Below are 19,701 nucleotides of genomic sequence, written 5' to 3' on the forward strand. Positions count from 1 at the left end.
CGGTGCGGAGGTCGGGGCCGGCATGTCCTGCCGGCCCCGACCTCGTCGTCAGCCGTGGAACGTGATGTAGCCGTTGCCGTCGGGGTCGTTGCCGCTCTTGGTGTAGGCGTGCGAATCGGCGCCGCTGCCGGACGGCTTGTACAGGTAGATCGTGTCCTTGTCGTTGTTCCACATGAAGTTGCAGTTGTTGCGGTAGACGACGTTGTTTCTGTCGGAGTCGGTGCCGTGGCCGCCGCGGAGCTTCACATAGTCGCCCGGCTGCAGGTAGTGGTTGTGACTGAAGGTGAACTTGTTGCCGGCCTTGTCCTTCACCACGTAACCCCTGAGGTTCACCGTCGTGCCGGACGAGTAGTTCTTGATCGTCAGGTATTCCTCGTCCGTGTTCCCGGTGGTGCAGCTGTTGGAGTCGCGGCCGGGAGCGTCGTACTGAACGCCCTTGATCTTGAGCGCGGACCGGTACTCGGTGGCGTGGGCCGGGACGGCGGCCAGCACGGCGAGCGTGCCCGCGGCGGTGGCGGTGGCGGCGACAAGCCGTATACGCATGGAGATCTTCCCCCCTGTGTGCATGTTTCGTGAAGAATATGGAGCGTATACAACTGCGCGGATCCGGGTGGCGAGTTGACCGAAATGGTGCCGTCCGGTTGCCCGTCGGTGCTCAGTGCGGGTAGGCGCGCGGGGGTCGCTGGCGCGTCAGCCCGGCGCGGAAGTCCTCGATGACGGAGCTGATCTGGCGCATGAGCGCGGTGTTCTCGAGCCGGTCCAGGTACAGGTTGCGGCGGGCGAGGCCGGGTGCGTCCACACAGAAGTACAGGGACATCAGCGGGTTGATGAACAGTTCGCTGTCCTTCGTCCGCTGAGTGAAGCGGACGTCGCCGAAGTCGCCGCGTACGGCTGCCGCCACGGAGCCGTTGACGATGCTCGGGTACTCGGGCGTGCTGCGCTGTGCGTGGGTGACGGCGTCGAGGTAGAGGGCGCCTTCCCGGCTCTCGCGCGGCAGCGAGAACGTGCCCAGGTAGGCGCCGTCCCGGTCCAGCGCGGCCAGGTTCTCCAGCACCAGGGAGTGGTTGACCCCGTGGTGGGCGTCCACCCCGAACCCCAGGCAGGCGACGAGCCGTTGGGGAATCTCCTCCAGCGCGTTCACGGCGGCCAGGCTCGCCATGTCCTCCTCCGGTGTGCCAAGCCCGTGCTCGTCGCCCCGCATGAGGATGTCGGTCCCGCCGTCCACCAACACTACGGCGTCCACGCCGCCGAGGTGGTCGACGAGCGCGCGATACGCGGCGCGCAGCGGTCGGACCCCGGTCTGCGGGAACGCGTACACGGTGGCCGGCAGGCCCTGCCCCTCCAGCCACCGGGCGAGCGTGCGCTCCGGGAAGTAGTCACCGCGCGCAGCGGTGTCGGGTCCGATGGCCGCGACGTCCGGCTCCAGCCACACGTCCGTGTCCAACCCGTACAGGTCGGCGAACGACAGGTTGGCCAGATGGACCTCCTTGCCCGCCGAGCGCAGCGCGAGGGCCAGCGGGAGGCCGGCGTACACGTCGAACCCGCCGCCCGCCCCGGCGACGAGAACCCGCCGGGCAGCGCGGAGACGTGTGAAGAAAGGGGGCTCTGTGAGGGAGAACACCGGGGGACGGTAACAGGCTGAGAGAGTGTCAGGCGGGTGCCTTTTCCGGCTGCCGGCCGGTGTGCGGCGTGCTCACGCGTTCCGGGCCGACTGTCCTTCCCGGATGTCGGACTCCCACTCCAGCAGATGTATCAGTCCGTCCTCCTCGGGCCTTGCACGAGGCGTACCCCGAGTTCCGGCGGGAGACGGGGGGTGCGTGCCCCGGGAGATGTTCCCGCTCACGGTGATGTTGTGTTCGACGCGCGGGCGGCGCAGCTCCTCGTACAGGATGAGCGCCGTATCGGTGTCCGATACGTCGCGCAGGCACTTCGCGAGGATCACCGCGTCCTCCAGCGCCATCGACGCGCCCTGACCGGTCGCCGGGGAGGCCGCGTGGGCCGCGTCGCCGATGAGCAGGAGCCGGCCGGAGCGCCAGGGTGTGCCGACGGGTATCTCGGTGGCATTGGTGACCATGACCTTGTCGCGGGCGGCCGCGACGAGGTCCGCGGCGGGCGTGGCGTCCTTGCGCAGCAGCGGAACGAGCAGTTCACGCCAGTCGGCGGGCGAGCCGTCCGCGATCTCGTCGGCGGGCAGGGGCTCGCCGGCCACGCGCGCGAACCAGTGCGTCTCCCCGTCGGGCGAGACGGCGTAGCCGAAGGTGGCCGTGGTGCCGCGCACCATGGTGATGCGCGCGTCCGGTACGGACCCGGCCGCGGTGGCGGTGTAGCCGTAGAAGACCCGCTGGCCGGCGTAGCACGGCTGGGTGTGCGGGGTGATCTGCCGGCGGACCGTGGAGTTCAGGCCGTCGGCGCCGATCAGCAGGTCGCCGGTTGCGGTGCTGCCGTCGGTGAAGTGCGCGGTGACGCCGTCGGGGCCGTCCTGGACGGAGGCGAGGCGGGCGCCGTGCCGGATGGCGATGCCCCGGCGTGCGGCCTCCGCCTGCACGGCCGCGTTGAGGTCGCCGCGGCGCAGGCAGCGGTACTGCAGGAGGGGGTCGGCGGCTTCGCCGAGGGGTACTTGTGCCAGCTCGGCACCCGTGTCGTCCAGGACCCGCATCGAGGTCAGCGGGAAGCCGAGCGCCGTGACCGCGGCAGAGGCGTCGATCTGCGCGAGGGCGCGCATGCCGTTGCTCGCGAGGGTGAGGAACGCGCCCAGGTCCTCGGCCGAGCCGGGATGCGCCTCGTGCACGGTCACCTCGAAGCCTGCTTTACGCAGGGCCAGAGCTGCCGCCGTGCCGGCTATGCCGCCGCCGATGACCAGTACGTGTGCCACGCCCCACCCCGCTCGTCTCCGCACGGCCCCCGCGGTCGCACGCACACAGGGAGGAACGCCTGAGCGACACCACGGGTTCCTGCGGAGCCGACGATCCTCTCGCGGCTGCATCGACCGCCGGCGCGGCCTGCGCGGGCAGTGCTGCGGCAGGGAGTCGAACGCCGGTCGTGCCACGCTCTTGAGGGGCGGGGCACGACCGGCGTACGTGCGCGTCAGGCGCCGCTTGCCCCGAGCATGTCCTCACGCTCGACGATCTTCACGCGCTCACGGCCCTGCGGCTCGCCCAGCGCCTTCTCCGCGGCGTCCAGCTTGTACCAGCCCTCCCAGGTGGTGAAGCGGACGTTCCGCTCGGCGAGGAACGCGTCCACCGCCTCGGGCTCGGGTGAACCCGGCGTCTGCAGACGGCCGTTGGCGTGATCGTCCAGCAGGTTGGCCACCGTCTCGTTGGCGTCGCCCTTGGTGTGGCCGATCAGGCCCACCGGGCCGCGCCGGATCCAGCCGGTGACATACGTCGACTGCAGGTGCTCCCCGGACTCCTGGACGACCCTTCCGCCCTCGTCCGGGACGGTGCCGGAGTCGAGGTCCCAGGGCAGCTTGGGGAGCTTGTCCGACAGGTAGCCGACCGCGCGGTAGACCGCGGTGACGTCCCAGTCCTTGAACTCGCCGGTGCCCTTGACGTTGCCCGTGCCGTCGAGGGCGGTGCGCTCGGTGCGCAGGCCGACGACCTTGCCGTCCTCGCCGAGGACCTCGGTGGGCGACTCGAAGAAGTGCAGGAACAGCTTGTGCGGGCGGTCGCCGACATCGCGGATCGCCCAGTTCTCCAGGGTCTTGGCAACCATGTCGGCCTGCTTGTTGCCGCGCCGGGTCTCGATCGAGCCCGCGTCGTAGTCGATGTCCTCGGGATCGACGATGACCTCGATGTTGGGGGAGTGGTCCAGCTCCCGCAGCTCCATCGGGGAGAACTTCGCCTGCGCCGGGCCGCGGCGGCCGAACACGTGGACCTCCAGCGCCTTGTTGGCCTTGAGGCCGTCGTGGACGTTCGGCGGGATCTCCGTCGGCAGCAGCTCGTCCGCCGTCTTGGCGAGGATGCGGGCCACGTCGAGCGCGACGTTTCCGACGCCGAGCACGGCGACCTTCTCCGCCTCCAGCGGCCAGGTGCGCGGCACGTCCGGGTGGCCGTCGTACCAGGACACGAAGTCGGCGGCACCGTACGAGCCGTCGAGGTCGATACCGGGGATCGGCAGCGCACGGTCGGCCGTCGCACCCGTCGAGAAGATCACGGCGTCGTAGAAGGCGCGCAGATCGTCCAGGCTGATGTCGGTGGGGTAGTCGACGTTGCCGAAGAGGCGTATCTGGGGCTTGTCGAGCACCTGGTGCAGGGCCGTGATGATGCCCTTGATGCGGGGGTGGTCGGGGGCGACGCCGTAGCGGATCAGGCCGAACGGGGCGGGCATCCGCTCGAAGAGGTCGATGGACACACCGGGGTCGGCGGCCACCTCGGACTTGAGCAGGGCGTCGGCGGCGTAGATCCCGGCGGGGCCGGCTCCGACGATGGCTACCCGCAGGGGGCGCGGCATGATCAGGTTCCCTTCGAGCGATGACAGGCGACTCGAACGGGAAGCCTAAGCTAAGGCAAGCCTAAGTCGGTACGCGGGTCCGCTCTATGAGCTCATAGATCAAATTTATGACCTGGGAACGGGAACTCGAACACGGGCATCGGCCAACAGGAGTCGACCATGCCCGCGACCTCGAGGGAAGTCCATGAACCTGAAAGGCGACCAGTGACCGCCTTGCCGAGCATCGGAGTTCATCCCGCCCTTGGCCCGCCCGACGACTCCGTCTCCGACGCCTCGGTCATCGAGCGCTCCTGGGACGAGCCCGACACGTTCGCGGTGCTCTTCAATCGCTACGCCGACGACATCCACCGGTACGCGGCCAGACGGCTGGGCACCGAGACCGCCGACGACCTGATGGCCGAGACCTTCGTGATCGCCTTCCAGCAGCGGCGGCGCTACGACGTGTCGCGGCCGCAGGCACGTCCCTGGCTGTACGGAATCGTCACCAACCTCGTCGGCCAGCACCGGCGCGCGGAGGCCCGCCGCCTCAAGGCTCTTTCCCGCGCGTCCACCGCCTCCCCGGCCGAGGGCGAGCCGCTCGCGGACCGGGTGGCCGCCAAGGTCAGCGCCGAGAGCTCCCGCGGCCAACTGGCCGGCGCCCTCGCGGCGTTGCCCGCCCGCCACCGGGACGTGCTGCTGCTGATCGCCTGGGGCGACCTCGACTACGCGGAGGCCGCCGAGGCTCTGGGTGTGCCGGTCGGAACCGTGCGCTCACGGCTGCACCGGGCGCGGACCAGGCTGCGCCAGGCGCTGGGCGGGTCGGATCCCACAGCCCTGCACGAGGAGAACGAGGAGACCGATCGTGGATGACCTCACCGCTGTCCGGGAGCTGGAGGCCGACGTGCCTGCGCTCAGCGACGACGCCCGCTCCGCCGCCCGCGTCCGCCTGCAGCACGCCATCGTCCAGGAGGGCCGCCCGAGCGGGCTGCCCAGGCGGCTGCTGCTCAGGGTCGCCGTCGCCGGGACGGCCGCGGCCGCTGTCGCGGGTGGCATCGTCCTCGTGCGGCAGGACGGGGACGCGAACACTCCGCGGATGGCCGCCCTGAGCGCGGCCCAGCTGCTGCACAAGGCTGCGGACAGGTCCCGGGCAGCCGGTGCCGGGATGCCGATTCCGCGCAACGACCAGTACGTGTACACCAAGACGTACATCACCCGGACCTACGTGAAGGATGGGAGGACCAAGACCTGGACCGACGAGAGCTGGACGTCGGTGGACGGCTCCAAGCCCTCCAGGCGCCAGGAGTTCGGCAAGATCCACAACGATCCCCCGCTGGGCAAGCACGAGGTGATGTGGCCGCCCACCAAGTACGCCGAGCTGGCGAAGTGGCCGACGGACCCGGACAAGCTCCTCAAGCTGCTGCGGATGGACAGCACGGGAGCCATGGCCGACATGTCGGCCTTCACGAACGCCTGCCAGTTCTTCGTGGTGCCGCGGGTCATGCCGCCCGGTCTTGAGGCCGCCACCTTCGAGGCCGTCGCGAAGATTCCCGGCATCCGGATGGACCATCAGGCGGTGGACGCTCTCGGACGACGCGGGATCGCGGTCTCCTACCCGAAGAACGACTTCGCGTTCATCTTCGACTCGAAGACTTATGGGTACCTGGGCGTGCGCCTGACGGGAAGTACCGCGGACCTGGTCGACGGCAAGTTCAAGTACCACGACTGGTACCACGAGATGCGCAGTCTGGAGGCCAAGGGCGTCGTGGACCGCATCGGCCAACGCCCCTGAAGCCCGTGGGCCGCCGTACCCCACGGGGGCGGTACGGCGGCCCGTGTCCTGGTCAGCCGATCTGGTAACTGTCCCCGTACACCTTCCAGTTGAGAGGCGTGTTCAGGCACAGGTTGCCGTTGCGCAGGAAGACCCGCTGCTCGGTGTCGACCCGGCTGGTGTCGCTGTGTGCCTCCTCCTGCTTCATGGCCCACACCCGGGCGTCGAGGAAGGCGTTCAGGTACGCCACCTCGTCGCCGCCCTGCGCCGGCGGCTTCGCCTTGTTCAGGGCGCGCTTGCGTATGTTGCGGAAGCTGGTCGCGTCGTCGCCGTCGCCGTGCATGACGATGGCGTCGTAGTACGCGAACTGCCCCAGCGTCCCGATCCGGTCCGCCTTGCCCTGCCGTACGGCCGGGTTGAAGTACACGCGGTCGCGCTCGTCGTTCTGTGCCTGCTGGAACGCCGTGTCCTGGGCCGCCCTGCGCCAGTCGCGGGGGAAGTTCGGGTCCAGCCCGTCGTGCGAGTCTGAGCCGTTCACGGCGCGCAGCGCCGTGAGGTATTTGGAAAGAACGTTGCCGGGCTTGCGGTCGGTGTAGAGCTGGACGAGGTCGAGCATGTCGCCGGTGCCGGAGCAGAAGCCGATGATCCCGGCGGTGTAGCCGCGGCCGTCGCCGATGTCCTCGATGTACTTGTACTGCGCCTTCCAGTCGAGCGAGGAGTTCTCCGCGCTCGACACCAGCTTCATGGCGATCTCCTTCTTCGCCGGGTCGTCGAGGCCCACGCAGCCTGCCGCTGCCGGGGTGGCCGAGGCGTGGGAGGGCCGCAAGAAGGGCGCTGCGGCCAGGGAGGCGCCGGCGGCCACGAGGACGGTGCGGCGCGAGATGCGGGCGGGATGTGCAGGGTCGCTGGAGGGGTGCCTCACGGGAGCTCCAAGTGGTGGTGGGGGGTGGGGAGTTGGCCATGACTGACACTGATAGGAAGGTTTCCTATCAGAGGATCTGGACGGCGCACACCCGTCGCGCCAGAAGTTCGTAGGGACGTACGAAGTAGGTACGGACCAAAAGGGCGTGAGTCAGGGCAGTGGCTGTTCCGCCCAGATGACCTTGCCCTCCGGGGTGTACCGGGTGCCCCAGCGATCGGCGAGCTGAGCCACCAGGAACAGACCGCGGCCGCCCTCGTCCGTCATCGCCGCATACCGCAGGTGCGGCGATGTGCTGCTGCTGTCGAAGACCTCGCAGATCAGGGTGCGGTCGAACAGCACGCGCACCTGGATGGGGTCGGCGCCGTAGCGGATCGCATTGGTGACCAGCTCGCTCAGGATGAGCTCCGTGGTGAACGTCAGCTCGTCGAGCCCCCACTCGGTGAGCCTGCGGCTGACGGAGGCACGAACCTCCCCGACGGCCGCCGGATCGTTCCGCACCTGCCACTCGGCGACCCGGTCGGCGTCGAGTGCCCGGGTACGGGCCACGATCAGGGCGACGTCGTCGCTCGGCCGGGCGGGCAGCTGTGATTCGAGCACGACCCGGCAGGTGTCCTCCGGCGACTCACCCGCGCGTTGCAGCGCACCTCGCAGGAGTGCGAGCCCCTCGTCGATGTCCCGCTCCCGGTCCTCGACCAGCCCGTCCGTGTACAGGACGAGACGGCTGCCCTCCTCCAGCACGAGGTCGGCCGTCTCGAACGGCAGGCCGCCGAGGCCGAGCGGGGGACCGGCGGGCACGTCGGGGAACTCGACGTCGCCGTTGGGCCGGATGAGGGCCGGGGGTGGATGCCCGGCCCGGGCGATGGTGCACTTGCGCGACACCGGGTCGTAGATCGCGTACAGACAGGTGGCGCCGGTGACCGGGGCGCTGCCGCCGTCCGCCGTCTCGTCCAGGTCGATGCGGCCGACCAACTCGTCCAGCAGGGCGAGGAGTTCGTCGGGCGGCAGGTCCAGGGCGGAGAAGTTGTGCACCGCCGTGCGCAGCCGCCCCATGGTCGCCGCGGCGTGCAGTCCGTGCCCGACGACGTCGCCGACCACGAGGGCGACACGTGCGCCCGACAGCGGCAGTACGTCGAACCAGTCCCCGCCGACTCCGGCCTGCGCGGGCAGATACCGGTAGGCGATGTCCAGGGCACTCTGCTCGGGCAGCCTGCGGGGCAGCAGACTGCGCTGCAGGGCCACGGCCATGCTGTGCTCGCGCGTGTAGCGGCGGGCGTTGTCGATCGAGACCGCGGCACGGGCCACCAGCTCCTCGGCGAGGGCCAGTTCGTCCGCGTCGAAGGGCTCGGGCTTCTCTGAGCGCCAGAAGCTGACCACCCCGAGCACCAGGGAACCGGTGCGCAGCGGCACGGTGATCAGCGAGTGGATGCCGTACTCGACGACCTGCGCGGTGCGCTCCAGATCCTGCGCGTGCCAGCCCGGCGCCGCACCGAGGTCCGGCTCCAGCACGGCCTGCCCGGAGTGCAGGCTGCGGGCCTGCGGCGAGGAGTCGACGAACTTGATCTGCCGGCCCACCTTGTACAGCGGGGCGTCCTCGCGGACCCCGCTCGACGCGGTACGGCGCAGGGAGGTCACCGCCTCCGGCTGGCCCCCGCCCAGCACCGCGTCGAACAGGTCGACCGTCGCGAAATCGGCGAACCGCGGCACGGCGAGCTCCGCCAGCTCCTCCGCGGTGCGGGCGACGTCCAGGCTGGTGCCGATGCCCACCCCGGCGTCGTACAGCATGTTGAGGCGTTCCCGTGCCGTCTCCGCCCGGCCGGACAGGGCGCGCAGCTCGGTCGAGTCGCGCAGCGTGGCGACGCTGCCCGGCGGGCCGCCCTGGACGTCCGTGGGCCGCTGGTTGACCGCAAGGAGCCGGTCCTTGACCAGGTGCACCTCGTCGGTGGCGACGCGCCCGGAGGTCAGCAGCTCGGCCGTGTCCGGGGCGAGGCCCAGGTCGAGGACGTGCCTGCCCTCGGCGTCCGCGGGCAGGTCGAGCAGTCGGTGCGCCTCGTCGTTGGCGAGCAGCAGCCGGCCCTCACCGCTGACGATGAGCACGCCCTCGCGCACGGCGTGCAGCACCGCGTCGTGGTGCTCGTACATGCGGGTCATCTCGTGCGGGCCCAGGCCGTGCGTCTGGCGCAGCAGCCGTCTGCTCACCAGCGCGGTGCCGCCGGTGGCCAGGGCGAGTCCCCCGGCCGCGGCGAACAGGACGAGCGGCAGCTGCCGGTCGGCGGTGCCGCCCACGGTCGCGGTCGTGATGCCCGCCGAGACCAGGCCCACGACCTTGCCGTCGGGATCCTTGATCGGCACGACCGCCTGCACCAGCCGCCCGATCGTCCCGTTGATCTCCTCGACCACCGTCCCGCCGGCCAGCGCGGGCGCGATCGTCCCGACGAACTTCTTGCCGATGCGATTCGGTTTGGGGTGGGTGTAGCGGATGCCGTCGGTGTTCATGACGACGATGAAGTCGACGCCGGTCGCCTTACGGGCGGCCTCCGCCCGCGGCTGCAGAATCTTCGTGGGATCGGGGCTGCTGAGCGCCTCGCGAGTGCCCGGCGCATTGGCGAACGCCTGGGCGACGGCGACGGACCGGTTGCGGGCCTCCTGGGTGCTGTCGTGCCGGACCTGCAGATACAGCGCCACCACCGCGGCGACCACAAGCAGCAGCACGATCACCACCTGCAGGACGAACACCTGCCGGGCGATGCTGCGCCCGGTCAGCGCCGACCGCAGCGCGCTGATGCGGCCCGGTTCCGGCTCGCCCGGGTGTCCAGTCCGGCGGGTGGGTGCACTGCGTGGAGTTCGCGTCGTGTGCCGCCCCTGCGCTGCGTGGGCGCGATCGGTCGCGCGGCGGGCACGGGGACCGCCGGGACGGCGGTGCGACCGGGTCCCGGAGCGGTCCGGAAGTCGGACCATGTGCCCATGTCTACACTGCCGGGCCGCATGAGGCGAGAGGCGTCACAGCGGGTGACGGAGATCGCTCCCGATCCGCGTGCCGCTGTCACGGGCGGGAGACGGCATCACCGCTGGTTCCTGTGCGCCGCACGGCGCGTGGCGAGAAGCAGCGCGATGTCGTCGGGACGGTCCGCGGAGTGGCGGGCCGTCGCGGTGAGTCGGTCGGCCACCCCGGCCAGCGGACGGCGGCCCGGGCGTGCGGCAGGCGCTCCGACCTTCGCCAGGGCCACCCGCAGGGCCGTGATGCCCTCGTCGATGTCGACACCGGGCCGCTCGACGAGCCCGTCCGTGTACAGCGCGAGGACGGCGCCGGGCTCGATCCGCAGCTCGGCGACGGGGTACTGGGCGTGCGGGTCCACCCCGAGCACCACGCCGCCGGGCAGGTCCAGCACCTCGGTGTGGCCGTCCGGGTGACGCAGCAGCGGCGGCGGATGCCCGGCGCGGGCCGCCCGCGCCAGGCCCGAGGCCGGATCCAGCCGGATGTAGCAGCAGCTCGCGAACTGTCCGGGATCGAGGTCGATCAGCAGATGGTTCGTGCCGCTCATCACCTCGTCGGGCGGCCGGTCACCGAGCGCGAACGCCCTTACCGCACTGCGCAGTTGGCCCATGGTGGCCGCGGCCTGCACACCGTGTCCCTGCACATCGCCGATGACCAGTGCCAGGCCGTCGCCCGCCTCGACGACGTCGTACCAGTCGCCGCCCACCTCCATGCCCTGGGTGCCCGGCAGATAGCGCCCCGTCGTCTCCACCTGCGGGTGGGCCGACAGCCGGCGGGGGAGCAGGGCCTGCTGCAGTCCGCGCGCGAGCGCCGCCTCGCTCTCGTAGCGCTTCGCCTTCTCCATGGCATGGGCGATCAGCCCGGCGAGCGCGGTGAGTACCGTGCGCTCCTCGGTGCTGAAACTGCGCGAACCGTCGAAGCCCAGGATGCAGGAGCCCACCGGACGCCCGGAGGCGATCAGCGGCAGGAAGGCACGGGCCCCCTCGTCCGCGTCCAGCGGGATGCCCGGGTATGCGGCGGCCAGCTGTTCCATCGAGTCGAAGAAGAACGGCCGGCCACTGGTCAGCGTCTCGACGCCGGGCAGATGGGCGTCCAGGCCCACGCCCTCGAAGGGGGTGAGGAACCCTTTGGGGAAGCCGTTCTCCCAGGCCAGATACAGGTGCCGGTCCTGCAGCAGATAGATGGCGAGGCGGCGGCCGCCGAACGCGGGCAGCAGTTCCCGCATCACCACGGCTGCCACCTGCCGTGCGGTGACCGCCTCCGTCAGCGCGATGGCGAGAACGATCGGGCGGTACAGCGGAGCCATCGACGGGACCCCGGGCGAGGCGGCGGCGGACGGCTCCCGCGTGAGGTCGGCGGCCGCGTCCGCCACCCGGTTCGCCGGGCGGAACGTGCAGGTCAGCACGTCCGGACCGGGATAGACACAGACCTCGAGCCAGGCGCCCTCGTACGCCGGGTCCTGGCCCTCGTCCTCCGCGCCGTCCGTGCCGGGCCGCGCAACATGGAAGCGCACCGGGTCCGGGGACAGCAGCGCGCCGCGCAGATGGTCCTCGAAGGCGGGCTGGTTCAGCCACGGCAGGCCCTCCCACAGGGGGCGGCTGAGCAGCTGCGTCCGGGAGCAGTGCAGCAGCTGTCCGGCGCGCGGGTTGGCGTAGAGCACGAGCCCCAGCCGGTCCAGACAGAGCACACCGTCGGGCAGCAGATCAGCGGCGGCGTCGGCCGCCGCACCGGGACCCGGATCGACGACGAAACCCCGGACCGGATGCGTGCCGGAGGGTGTGCCGGGCGGTGCGGGGGCCGCGTACGGGCTCCACAGCTCCACCAGGCGCAGCGCGCCGTCCTCGGCCCGCACGTACAGCGGCAGGGGCGGCGGCCGGCCCGCGGCCGTCTCCCGCAGCGCGGCCAGGACCCGCTGTGTCTCGTCCGGGGCCACGGCGTCCGCAAGCGCCTCCACGGACGTGGCGAACGCGTCGACCGGCACCCCCAGCAGCGCGGGCAGCCGCTCGTCCACGGTCACGACGTCCGTCACCGGATCCCAGGCGAAACCCCCGGCACGCCCCGCGGGCGGGCGCGCGCCGGGCGGCCGTACGCACACGGGCTCTCCGTCCCAGGCGACCGACGACCTGCCGCTGTCCTCCAGCCGCCGCAGCGCGGCGCCCAGGTCCTCGGCCAGCCGCACCATGCGATCGCGGTGGTGGAGCAGTTCGGTGGCGTCCGCGGTGGAGGGGCGCAGCACGGTCAGCACACCGAAGGTGGTCGATCCGCAGCCGATCGGTACGTACATCGACCCGAACTGGAACGGCAGCCCGGCCGCGAACTGGGGATAGCGGCGCATCGTCTCCGTGGCGTTCGGCAGGACCACCTGCACGCCGAGCCGGTAGGCGTCGGCCACCGGGAACGGCCGGTCCACATGCAGCCGCCACCAGGGCCGGAACAGCGCGCCCGGCAGCCCGGCGAGCACCGCCAGCCGCAGCAGCCCGGGCGTGCCGGAGCGCAGATAGACCCCTCCCGAGTGCCCACCGGCCGCGCCGATCGCCTCCGTGGAGGCGTCGATCAGCAGCGCGGCCAGCTGCCCGGGCGTCCGGTGTGCGTACTCCGCGCGAGTCATCGGCCCTACCTCGTCCGTACGCCGTCCAGCGGGCGACACAGATAAGAATGCGCCACCGCGGGGCTGCGGCGCACCTGGGCGGAGGGAGACTGCGACAGACCGGGATGTGACGTGAACATCTCCGTTCCGGTGCATCGGGCGAAGGTGTAATGGGCATGCATTCGGGCGTTTGTCCCCACCCCCACGAGGAGTGATCACCTGATGAGCGCCCCCACCCCGGCACCCATCCCCACACCCACGGCCCCCGGCGCACTGCCGCTGATCGGGCACGGACTCCGCCTCGCCCGCGACCCGCTGCCGTTCATCACCTCGTTGCGCGAATACGGCAGTGTGGTGCGCATACGCATCGGCCCCACACCCGCCTACGTGGTCACGGACCCTGCACTGACCCGACGTGTCCTGGTGACCGACGCCGCCCACTTCACCAAGGGCGGCAAGTACAACGATGCGCTGCGTGTCTTTCTCGGTGACGGAATCGCGACCGTCGCCGACGGAGACACCCATCTGCGCAACCGCCGTCTGATGCAGCCCATGTTCAACAAGGTGCACATCGCCGAGCACGGCAACGCCATGATCGATCAGGTGCGGAAGATAGTCGGAGCCTGGCCCGCGACCGAACCGCGGGACGTGCTCGCCGACATGAACGAGATCACCCTCGCCACGTTCCTCGTGGCCGTGTTCGGCGCGGACCTGCCCGCCCACCTGGAGGGCGAGTTCACCGCCCTCATGCCCGAGATCATGAAAGGAACGATTCGGCAGGTCATTCTCCCGCCCTGGATCACGCGACTGCCGCTGCCCGCCAACCGCGCGCACTCCGACCGTGTCGCCCGCCTGCGCGCCCTCATCGACCAGGCCATCGACCACCACATCCACGTCACCGCACCCGGATCCGCTTCGGCGGACGGTGCGTCCGGTGCTGAGGCGTGCCCGTACGCGGCAGAGGCGCACCGGCGGCAGAGCGGGCTGTTCGAGACCCTGATCGACGCTGAGGACCAACTCGGCCGCCGGCAACTCCAGGACGAGACCATCACCCTCCTGGCCGGCTCGATCGAGACCACTGGCACCACACTCGCCTGGGCGCTGTACGAGATCGCCCGCAACCCCGCCGTCGAACGACGCCTTCGCGAGGAACTGGCCTCGGTGTGCGGAGACCGGCCGCTGCGCTACGACGACATCGACCAACTCCCGTACGCCCGACGGGTTCTGCAGGAGGCCATCAGGAAATACGGGGTGCTCTGGATGGTGACGCGGACCGCCGCCCGCGACATCGTCCTCGGCGGACACCTCATTCCCGAGGGCGCCGATGTCGTGTGGAGCCCCCATCTGCACCAGCACGACTCCTCCTATTTCCCCGACCCGGACACCTTCGACCCGGACCGTTGGGAGGCGGACCGCGTCGCGGGCACCCGGGGGTCCTTCCTCGCATTCGGCGACGGCCGCCGCAAGTGCATCGGCGAGAACTTCGCGTGGGTCGAGCTCCAAATCATCCTCGCGACCGTCCTCCAGGCCTGGCCCCGGTTCAAGGTGACCTCGCGTCCACCGCGTGCCCAGGCCGTCATCACGGTGGAACCCGATGCCTTGGCCATGGAGTTCCATTCCGACTCGGCATGCTGACGGATCAGTAGAGCGCCCCCATGCATGGGTCGGCCCTCCGTTTCCCAACCCCGGGGCAACGTCCACGTAGCGGCCAACCATCGCCGGTCATGGCTCGGCCAACTCCCTACCGCACGTTGGCCACAGGTTCATGGACCGCTCCTGATGCGCCCCGCCGTGTCGAGTGCAGAGTGATCGGCGGTCCGGCCGTTCCACCGGGCCGACCGACCACTACTTCGGCACCCTGTCGGGCGTCCGTGGCTTCGGCGACGCGCACGCCTCCGGCTCGACAACGAGCCTTCCGTCTTCTGCCAGTCGCACGCCCTGAACCCAAAGGGCTACCTGCTGTTCTTCCACCGCGACACCCACAGGTCGGGCGCACCGCAAGGCCGATGGCGTCAACGGCCCCTATGTCAGTGGATGACCGGTTCGATCGCCCCGGGGGCACCCGCGGCGGCCCGGCCATCAGCAACGTCGCGCCGGCGCCGTACCGCTGGACGATGTAGGTCGACCGCCTCCAGGTAACCGGCGTCAGCTGGAAGGTCTACCGGCAGGACGACGACCACGGCTGCAACATGGTCGAGCAGTTCGCCACCTTCAAGAACGCGTAGCCGGGCTCCGACCTGTACGAACGCGGCGTGCGCCACAGTCCGAGAGCGCCTTCGGGCGATCGCGTCGAACGCGAAAGTCTGGCGTGAGACCGCCTTCATCCTCAACCACGAAGAGAGCGACGGCCTGTTCGGCCACGTGGCCCGCCGACCGCGCCCGCGGGCACGCCGGACGAGTACATCCAGGGTCGGCCCATCGGTGCCGGCTTCCGGGTCCCGGTGGCGGACCTGCGCACGTGTGAGGTGCGCCTGACGATCCCGGCCCGCGATGCACGGGCCCGCGTCAACGGACTTGTGGGAGCGCTCCCAGATGTGCAGGATGCTGCGATGACCTCGTCGCCCGCCATCCGCCTCTACCGCCCCGAGGACCGCGAAGCCCTCGACGACATCTGCATCCGCACCGCGCACAACGGCCAGGACAGCCGGCCCGTCTACGCCGACCCCACCATCTTCCCGGCAATCTTCGCGGCGCCCTACGCCGTGCTGGAGCCGGAACTGGCCTTCGTCCTGGCCGATGGTCGCGGCCGGGCGGTCGGCTACATCCTCGGCACCGCGGACACACCCCGCTTTGTCGAAGCCTTCCGCACGAAGTGGCTGCCCCTGGTCGCCGACCGCCACCCGGAGCCCGCCGGACCACCGACGACCCCGGACGAGCAGATGATCCCCCTCCTGCATCACCCCGAACGGATGATCGTCCCCGAGGTCGCCGCGTACCCGGCCCATCTGCACATCGACCTGCTCCCCGCATGGCAGGGCCGTGGATATGGCCGTGAACTGATGCGGACCTTCCTGCGCGCTTTGCGCGACCAGGGCGTCGCCGCCGTACACCTCTCCATGGTCACGGCCAACACCCCGGCCAGAGCCTTCTACGACCGCTTGGGCTTCCACCAGATCGACGTCTCGGACCCGGGGCCGGTCACGTATCTCGGGCGCTCGACAGGGGAGTTGGAGAACCTGTGACGAACGATGGCCTGAACCCCGGCCTCATATCCAGGTGTCCAGCCACATCCGGGCACGCCAGTCGCCGTACGGGATCGTCGTGCCCGTGTAGATGGGATAGAAGTAGATGAAGTTCCATGCGATGAGCAGTACCAGCACGCCCGCGCTCACCGCGCCGATCAGCCGGCGCCGCTCGTCCGCCCCCGACGGCCCGAGCAGGGCGCCGATCATCATGGTCACGGCCAGACACAGGTAGGGCACGAAGGCGACGGCGTAGAAGGAGAAGGCCGTACGGTCCTGGTAGTTGAACCAGGGAAGGTATCCGGCGGCCACCGCGCACAGGACCGCACCCGCGCGCCAGTCGCGGCGCAGCGCCCACCGGAACAGAAGGTAGAGCAGCGCGCCGCAGGCCGCCCACCACAGCAGCGGGGTGCCCAGGCCCAGGATCTCCTGCGAGCAGCCGGTGGCGGTGTGACAGCCCTGCTCGCCGGCTTTCGGTGACTGGTAATAGAACGCCACGGGGCGCCCCTGGACCAGCCAGCTCCACGGATTGGATTGGTAGCGGTGCGGGGAGTGGAGGCCGATGTTGAACTGGTAGACGGCGTGTTCGTAGTGCCACAGGCTGCGCAGCGGAGCCGGGATCCAGGACCAGGTGCCTGCGCGTCCGTCCGCCCAGTGCCGGTTGTAGCCGTTGTCGGACAGGAACCATCCGGTCCAGGTCGCCAGATACGTCACCACGGCGACCGGCACCAGGGAGAGCACCGACCAGCCGAGGTCCTTGCGCAGCACCGCCCGGTAGGGGTGGCCCGCCCCGGCCACGCGGCGGGAGCCGACGTCCCACAGGATGGTCAGGACGGTGAAGAAGACGAGGAAGTAGAGGCCGTTCCACTTGCTCGCGGCGGCCAGTCCCAGGAGGATGCCGGCCGCGAGCCGCCACGGACGCAGGCCCGTGCCGACCTGTTCGCCGGTGTACGGGTCGGGACGGGCGAAGCCGTCGTCGCCGACGGGCAGGGCCGCGGCCAGCCGGGCCCGCGCCTTGTCCCGGTCGACCAGCAGACAGCCGAACGCCGCCAGCGCGAAGAACATCACTACAAGGTCGAGCAGGGCGGTCCGGCTCATCACGAAGTGCAGGCCGTCCACCGCCAGCAGCGCACCGGCCAGACAGCCGAGCAGCGTCGAACGGAACAGACGGCGCCCTATTCGGCACAGCATGAGCACCGACAGGGTGCCCAGCGCCGCCGTCATGAAGCGCCAGCCGAACGGGTCGAGACCGAACGCCCCCTCCCCGAGGGCGATCACCCACTTGCCCATCGGCGGGTGCGCGACAAAGCTGCCGGAGTCGGAGAGCGGGATCACCTGGGGGTGCGCCAGGATCTGCGGGTCGGCGATCTTGCGGTCCGGCCAGCTGCCCTCGTAGCCGAGCCGCAGCATCGCCCAGGCGTCCTTGGCGTAGTACGTCTCGTCGAAGACGACGGCCCGTGGCCGGCCCAGCCGCCAGAACCGGAGCGCGCCGGCCAGCACGGCGACGAGAACCGGTCCCAGCCAGCCCATGGAACGCGCGAGGCGGCGGGCCGGTCGAGGGCCGAGGCCCACCAACTCCCAGACTCTCGTGCTCGGTTCGGGGAAGGGCGGCACCAGCCGGGCCCGGGGATCGGTCCGGGGGCCCGCCGTGTACCCGAACCGCCGCAGCCGCTGCGCCCAAGGGGTCGCCTGGGGCTCAGCGGTCGCGCGGGCGTCCTCGTCGACCTCGGCACGTGTGGGGGTGTCACTCGTCACCGGGTCATCGTAGGGAACGTCAGTGCGGTTCGGGTTCGGCGCGCGGGGGCGCGGCGTGGTGCAGGGCCCCGACCGCACCCGCGCGGCGGTCGGGGCCCTTCGCGCACCGGCTCAGGAGTGCGCGTGCAGGTGCGAACCCGGGGTGCCCCCCAGCCATTTCAGCCCGTCGAGCAGGAAGCGGTTCTGCGTCTCGCTCGCGAACGTCGACGACAGGGTGGTGTTGGTCTCATAGTTCATCGCGTTGTGGCCGAAGTTGGCGTACAGCATCCGGTACTTCGTGTTCGTCCACAGGATGGGGTAGTAGCCGCTGTACCAGCTCTGGTCGGGGTCGGTGCCGAGCGGGAAGCTGCTCGGGTCGACCGAGGCGAGGATCTTGATGTCGGGGTTGCGCCGCAGGTCGTTCGACCAGCTGTACCACTCGCTGACGGATGAGGTGAAGGTCGCCGGAAGGTTCCTCGTCGACGGGTGCGTACGGTCCTCTACGCGCAGGACCGCGGTCGTCGGCCCCCAGGTGTTGGACTTGAAGTTGCCGCTGCCCAGGAACTGGTTGTGGTACCAGGGCCAGCTCTGCGCGTCGGTGGTGAACGCGGAGACGTGGAAGCCCATCCAGGCGCCGCCGCCGCGCATGTAGCGCTCGAATCCGGTGCGTTGGGCGGCGGACTGCGGCAGGTCGTCGAGGAACAGGACCACTTGGTAGCTGTTCACTCCGCCGTTCGCGAGCAGTTCCCAGTTGTTGCTCGCCGTGTAGGTGAAGCCGTTCTGTGCGGCCTGCTTCGGGAACCAGGCGTTGGCCTCGTGGACGAAGCTGATGTGGGCCGCGTCCCAGGTGCCGTTGTAGAGGGCGAGCACCTTGAACGGCTGCGCTGCGGCGTGGGCGCGTGGCGCGGACAGGGCCGTCAGCAGGATCGCCAGGAGCACGAGGATGCGTACGGTCCCGGTTCGGATGGTGTGCATCGGATGAACTCCTCCCCATTCAGGGGTGGTTGGCCAGGTCGGCCACGTGGAGGTTCGTGCGACTGCGGGGGGGTTCAGCCGGTGTACCGGGCGAAGACGCGCGTGTAGTCCCAGGCCTGCTGGCCGACTCCGGAGCAGCTGTCCGCGCCGCCGCCGGTGCAGGGCCGGTCGCGGTTGGCGGACCAGAAGGTGAGCCGTGCCAGGTGGTGCTGCTGGGCGTAGCCGAGGATGGTGCGGAAGTCGGCGACGGTGACCTTCTCGTTCTGGTCCGTGATCCCGTTCATGGAGGAGATGCCCATGGTCCGGTAGGCCTGGTCGTCGCCGTAGCCGTAGGCGCTCTTGAGCGCGGACTTGAGACCCTCGGCCGCCTTCAGGGTCAGCGTCCCCATGTTCTTGCCGGCGCCGCCGAAGTCGAAGGGCATGATCGCCCACGCGTCCACGGACAGACGGGACGCGGCCGCGCGTTTGATCAGGCTGGTGTCGGGCCCGCTCTGGTCGGTGCCGATGGTGACGTACACCTTCAGGCCCGGGTTGTTCGCCTTCACCGTCTTGAGCGCGTCCACCGTGCGCTGCTGCACGGTCGGGTTGCTGTAGGCGTCGGCCTCGATGTCGATGTCGATCGCCTTGAGCCGGTAGGCGTTGATGACCTTCTGGTACGCGGCCGCCAGCTCCCCGGCGTTGGAGCAGGAGCTCTCCAGCTTGTTGCCGCTGTAGCCGCCGAACGAGGGGATGACGTCACCGCCGCCCGCGCGCACGGTGTTGACGGTCCGCTGGTCGACGCCACCGGTGAGCGGGCGGCTGCCGTCCCACTGCGGATTGCAGTGCCCGTTGCTGAGGACGAAGGCGAGCGTGAACCACTGGACGCCGGTGGCGCGGGTGATGGTGGCCGGGTCGGGCGGGCTGCCCCAGCCGTTGTAGAGGTACGGCGCGACGGCCATGGGGGCGGCGGCCGGGGCCGCACCGGCGGGAGCGGCGGCGAGAGCCGCGGCGGAGAGGGCGGACAGGGTTATGGCGAGACAGGCGCGCAACACGGCGCCACGGGTGGGGGGTTGGGGGTTCATGGGTGGGGATCACAGCCTTTCGTCGGCAACGGACGGTGGGGGTGAGGGCAGC

13 protein-coding genes and 2 pseudogenes are annotated in these 19,701 nt (G+C 70.5%); 5 read left to right on the forward strand and 10 right to left on the reverse strand.

Annotated elements, in window-relative coordinates; genetic code table 11:
- Positions 1–48: 48 nt before the first annotated feature.
- The 4 genes from EDD92_RS45725 to EDD92_RS45740 all read right to left on the reverse strand — a co-directional run bounded on the left by EDD92_RS45725 (position 49) and on the right by EDD92_RS45740 (position 4,449).
- Complete coding sequence (locus tag EDD92_RS45725; RefSeq protein ID WP_123969757.1) at positions 49–543, reverse strand: lamin tail domain-containing protein; 495 nt, start codon at positions 541–543, stop codon at positions 49–51.
- A gap of 112 nt (positions 544–655) precedes the next feature.
- A complete protein-coding gene (locus EDD92_RS45730) occupies positions 656–1,621 on the reverse strand; it encodes a DUF1152 domain-containing protein (RefSeq protein WP_123969759.1) in 966 nt (321 codons plus the stop codon).
- Positions 1,622–1,693: 72 nt separating this feature from the next.
- Positions 1,694–2,872: an NAD(P)/FAD-dependent oxidoreductase gene (locus EDD92_RS45735; RefSeq protein WP_260327199.1), complete on the reverse strand. Its 1,179-nt coding sequence runs from the start codon at positions 2,870–2,872 to the stop codon at positions 1,694–1,696.
- Between the two features lie 212 nt (positions 2,873–3,084).
- Positions 3,085–4,449 carry an FAD-dependent oxidoreductase gene (locus EDD92_RS45740; RefSeq protein WP_123969761.1) on the reverse strand — a complete coding sequence of 455 codons (1,365 nt, stop codon included), beginning with the start codon at positions 4,447–4,449 and terminating at the stop codon, positions 3,085–3,087.
- A gap of 204 nt (positions 4,450–4,653) precedes the next feature.
- Between EDD92_RS45740 and EDD92_RS45745 the strand changes: the two genes are divergently transcribed.
- Positions 4,654–5,298 (forward strand): RNA polymerase sigma factor, encoded by a 645-nt coding sequence (locus tag EDD92_RS45745; protein ID WP_399185207.1) that lies wholly within the window; start codon positions 4,654–4,656, stop codon positions 5,296–5,298.
- Positions 5,291–6,217 (forward strand): CU044_5270 family protein, encoded by a 927-nt coding sequence (locus EDD92_RS45750; RefSeq protein WP_123969765.1) that lies wholly within the window; start codon positions 5,291–5,293, stop codon positions 6,215–6,217. Before EDD92_RS45745 ends, EDD92_RS45750 begins: the two co-directional genes overlap by 8 nt.
- Before the next feature lie 52 nt (positions 6,218–6,269).
- Here the strand turns inward: EDD92_RS45750 and EDD92_RS45755 are convergent, their stop codons facing one another.
- The 3 genes from EDD92_RS45755 to EDD92_RS45765 all read right to left on the reverse strand — a co-directional run bounded on the left by EDD92_RS45755 (position 6,270) and on the right by EDD92_RS45765 (position 12,718).
- Positions 6,270–7,118 carry a chitosanase gene (locus EDD92_RS45755; RefSeq protein WP_123969767.1) on the reverse strand — a complete coding sequence of 283 codons (849 nt, stop codon included), beginning with the start codon at positions 7,116–7,118 and terminating at the stop codon, positions 6,270–6,272.
- Between the two features lie 150 nt (positions 7,119–7,268).
- On the reverse strand, positions 7,269–10,073 hold the full coding sequence (locus tag EDD92_RS45760) for a SpoIIE family protein phosphatase (protein ID WP_123969769.1): 2,805 nt from the start codon (positions 10,071–10,073) through the stop codon (positions 7,269–7,271).
- 104 nt (positions 10,074–10,177) lie between these two features.
- Complete coding sequence (locus EDD92_RS45765; protein WP_123969771.1) at positions 10,178–12,718, reverse strand: SpoIIE family protein phosphatase; 2,541 nt, start codon at positions 12,716–12,718, stop codon at positions 10,178–10,180.
- A 201-nt stretch (positions 12,719–12,919) separates the two neighbouring features.
- On the opposite strand from EDD92_RS45765, the gene EDD92_RS45770 reads away from it, so the two are divergent.
- The 3 genes from EDD92_RS45770 (at position 12,920) to EDD92_RS45780 (ending at position 15,879) form a co-directional block, all read left to right on the forward strand.
- Complete coding sequence (locus EDD92_RS45770) at positions 12,920–14,332, forward strand: cytochrome P450 (protein ID WP_123969773.1); 1,413 nt, start codon at positions 12,920–12,922, stop codon at positions 14,330–14,332.
- A gap of 648 nt (positions 14,333–14,980) precedes the next feature.
- Positions 14,981–15,172: a hypothetical protein gene (locus EDD92_RS52615; RefSeq protein ID WP_123970848.1), complete on the forward strand. Its 192-nt coding sequence runs from the start codon at positions 14,981–14,983 to the stop codon at positions 15,170–15,172.
- 74 nt (positions 15,173–15,246) lie between these two features.
- On the forward strand, positions 15,247–15,879 hold the full coding sequence (locus EDD92_RS45780) for a GNAT family N-acetyltransferase (RefSeq protein ID WP_123969775.1): 633 nt from the start codon (positions 15,247–15,249) through the stop codon (positions 15,877–15,879).
- Positions 15,880–15,903: 24 nt separating this feature from the next.
- On the opposite strand, the gene EDD92_RS45785 is transcribed toward EDD92_RS45780, so the two are convergent.
- From EDD92_RS45785 to EDD92_RS45795, 3 genes and pseudogenes are all read right to left on the reverse strand, one after another.
- A complete protein-coding gene (locus EDD92_RS45785; protein ID WP_185124339.1) occupies positions 15,904–17,634 on the reverse strand; it encodes a dolichyl-phosphate-mannose--protein mannosyltransferase in 1,731 nt (576 codons plus the stop codon).
- A 135-nt stretch (positions 17,635–17,769) separates the two neighbouring features.
- A pseudogene (locus EDD92_RS45790) lies at positions 17,770–18,588 on the reverse strand (ThuA domain-containing protein); the annotation flags it as partial.
- 74 nt (positions 18,589–18,662) lie between these two features.
- Positions 18,663–19,535 (reverse strand): annotated as a pseudogene (locus tag EDD92_RS45795) (chitinase); the annotation flags it as partial.
- Between the last annotated feature and the right edge of the window lie 166 nt (positions 19,536–19,701).

It is taken from the genome of Streptomyces sp. TLI_185 (assembly GCF_003814765.1).
Lineage (GTDB): Bacteria > Actinomycetota > Actinomycetes > Streptomycetales > Streptomycetaceae > Streptomyces.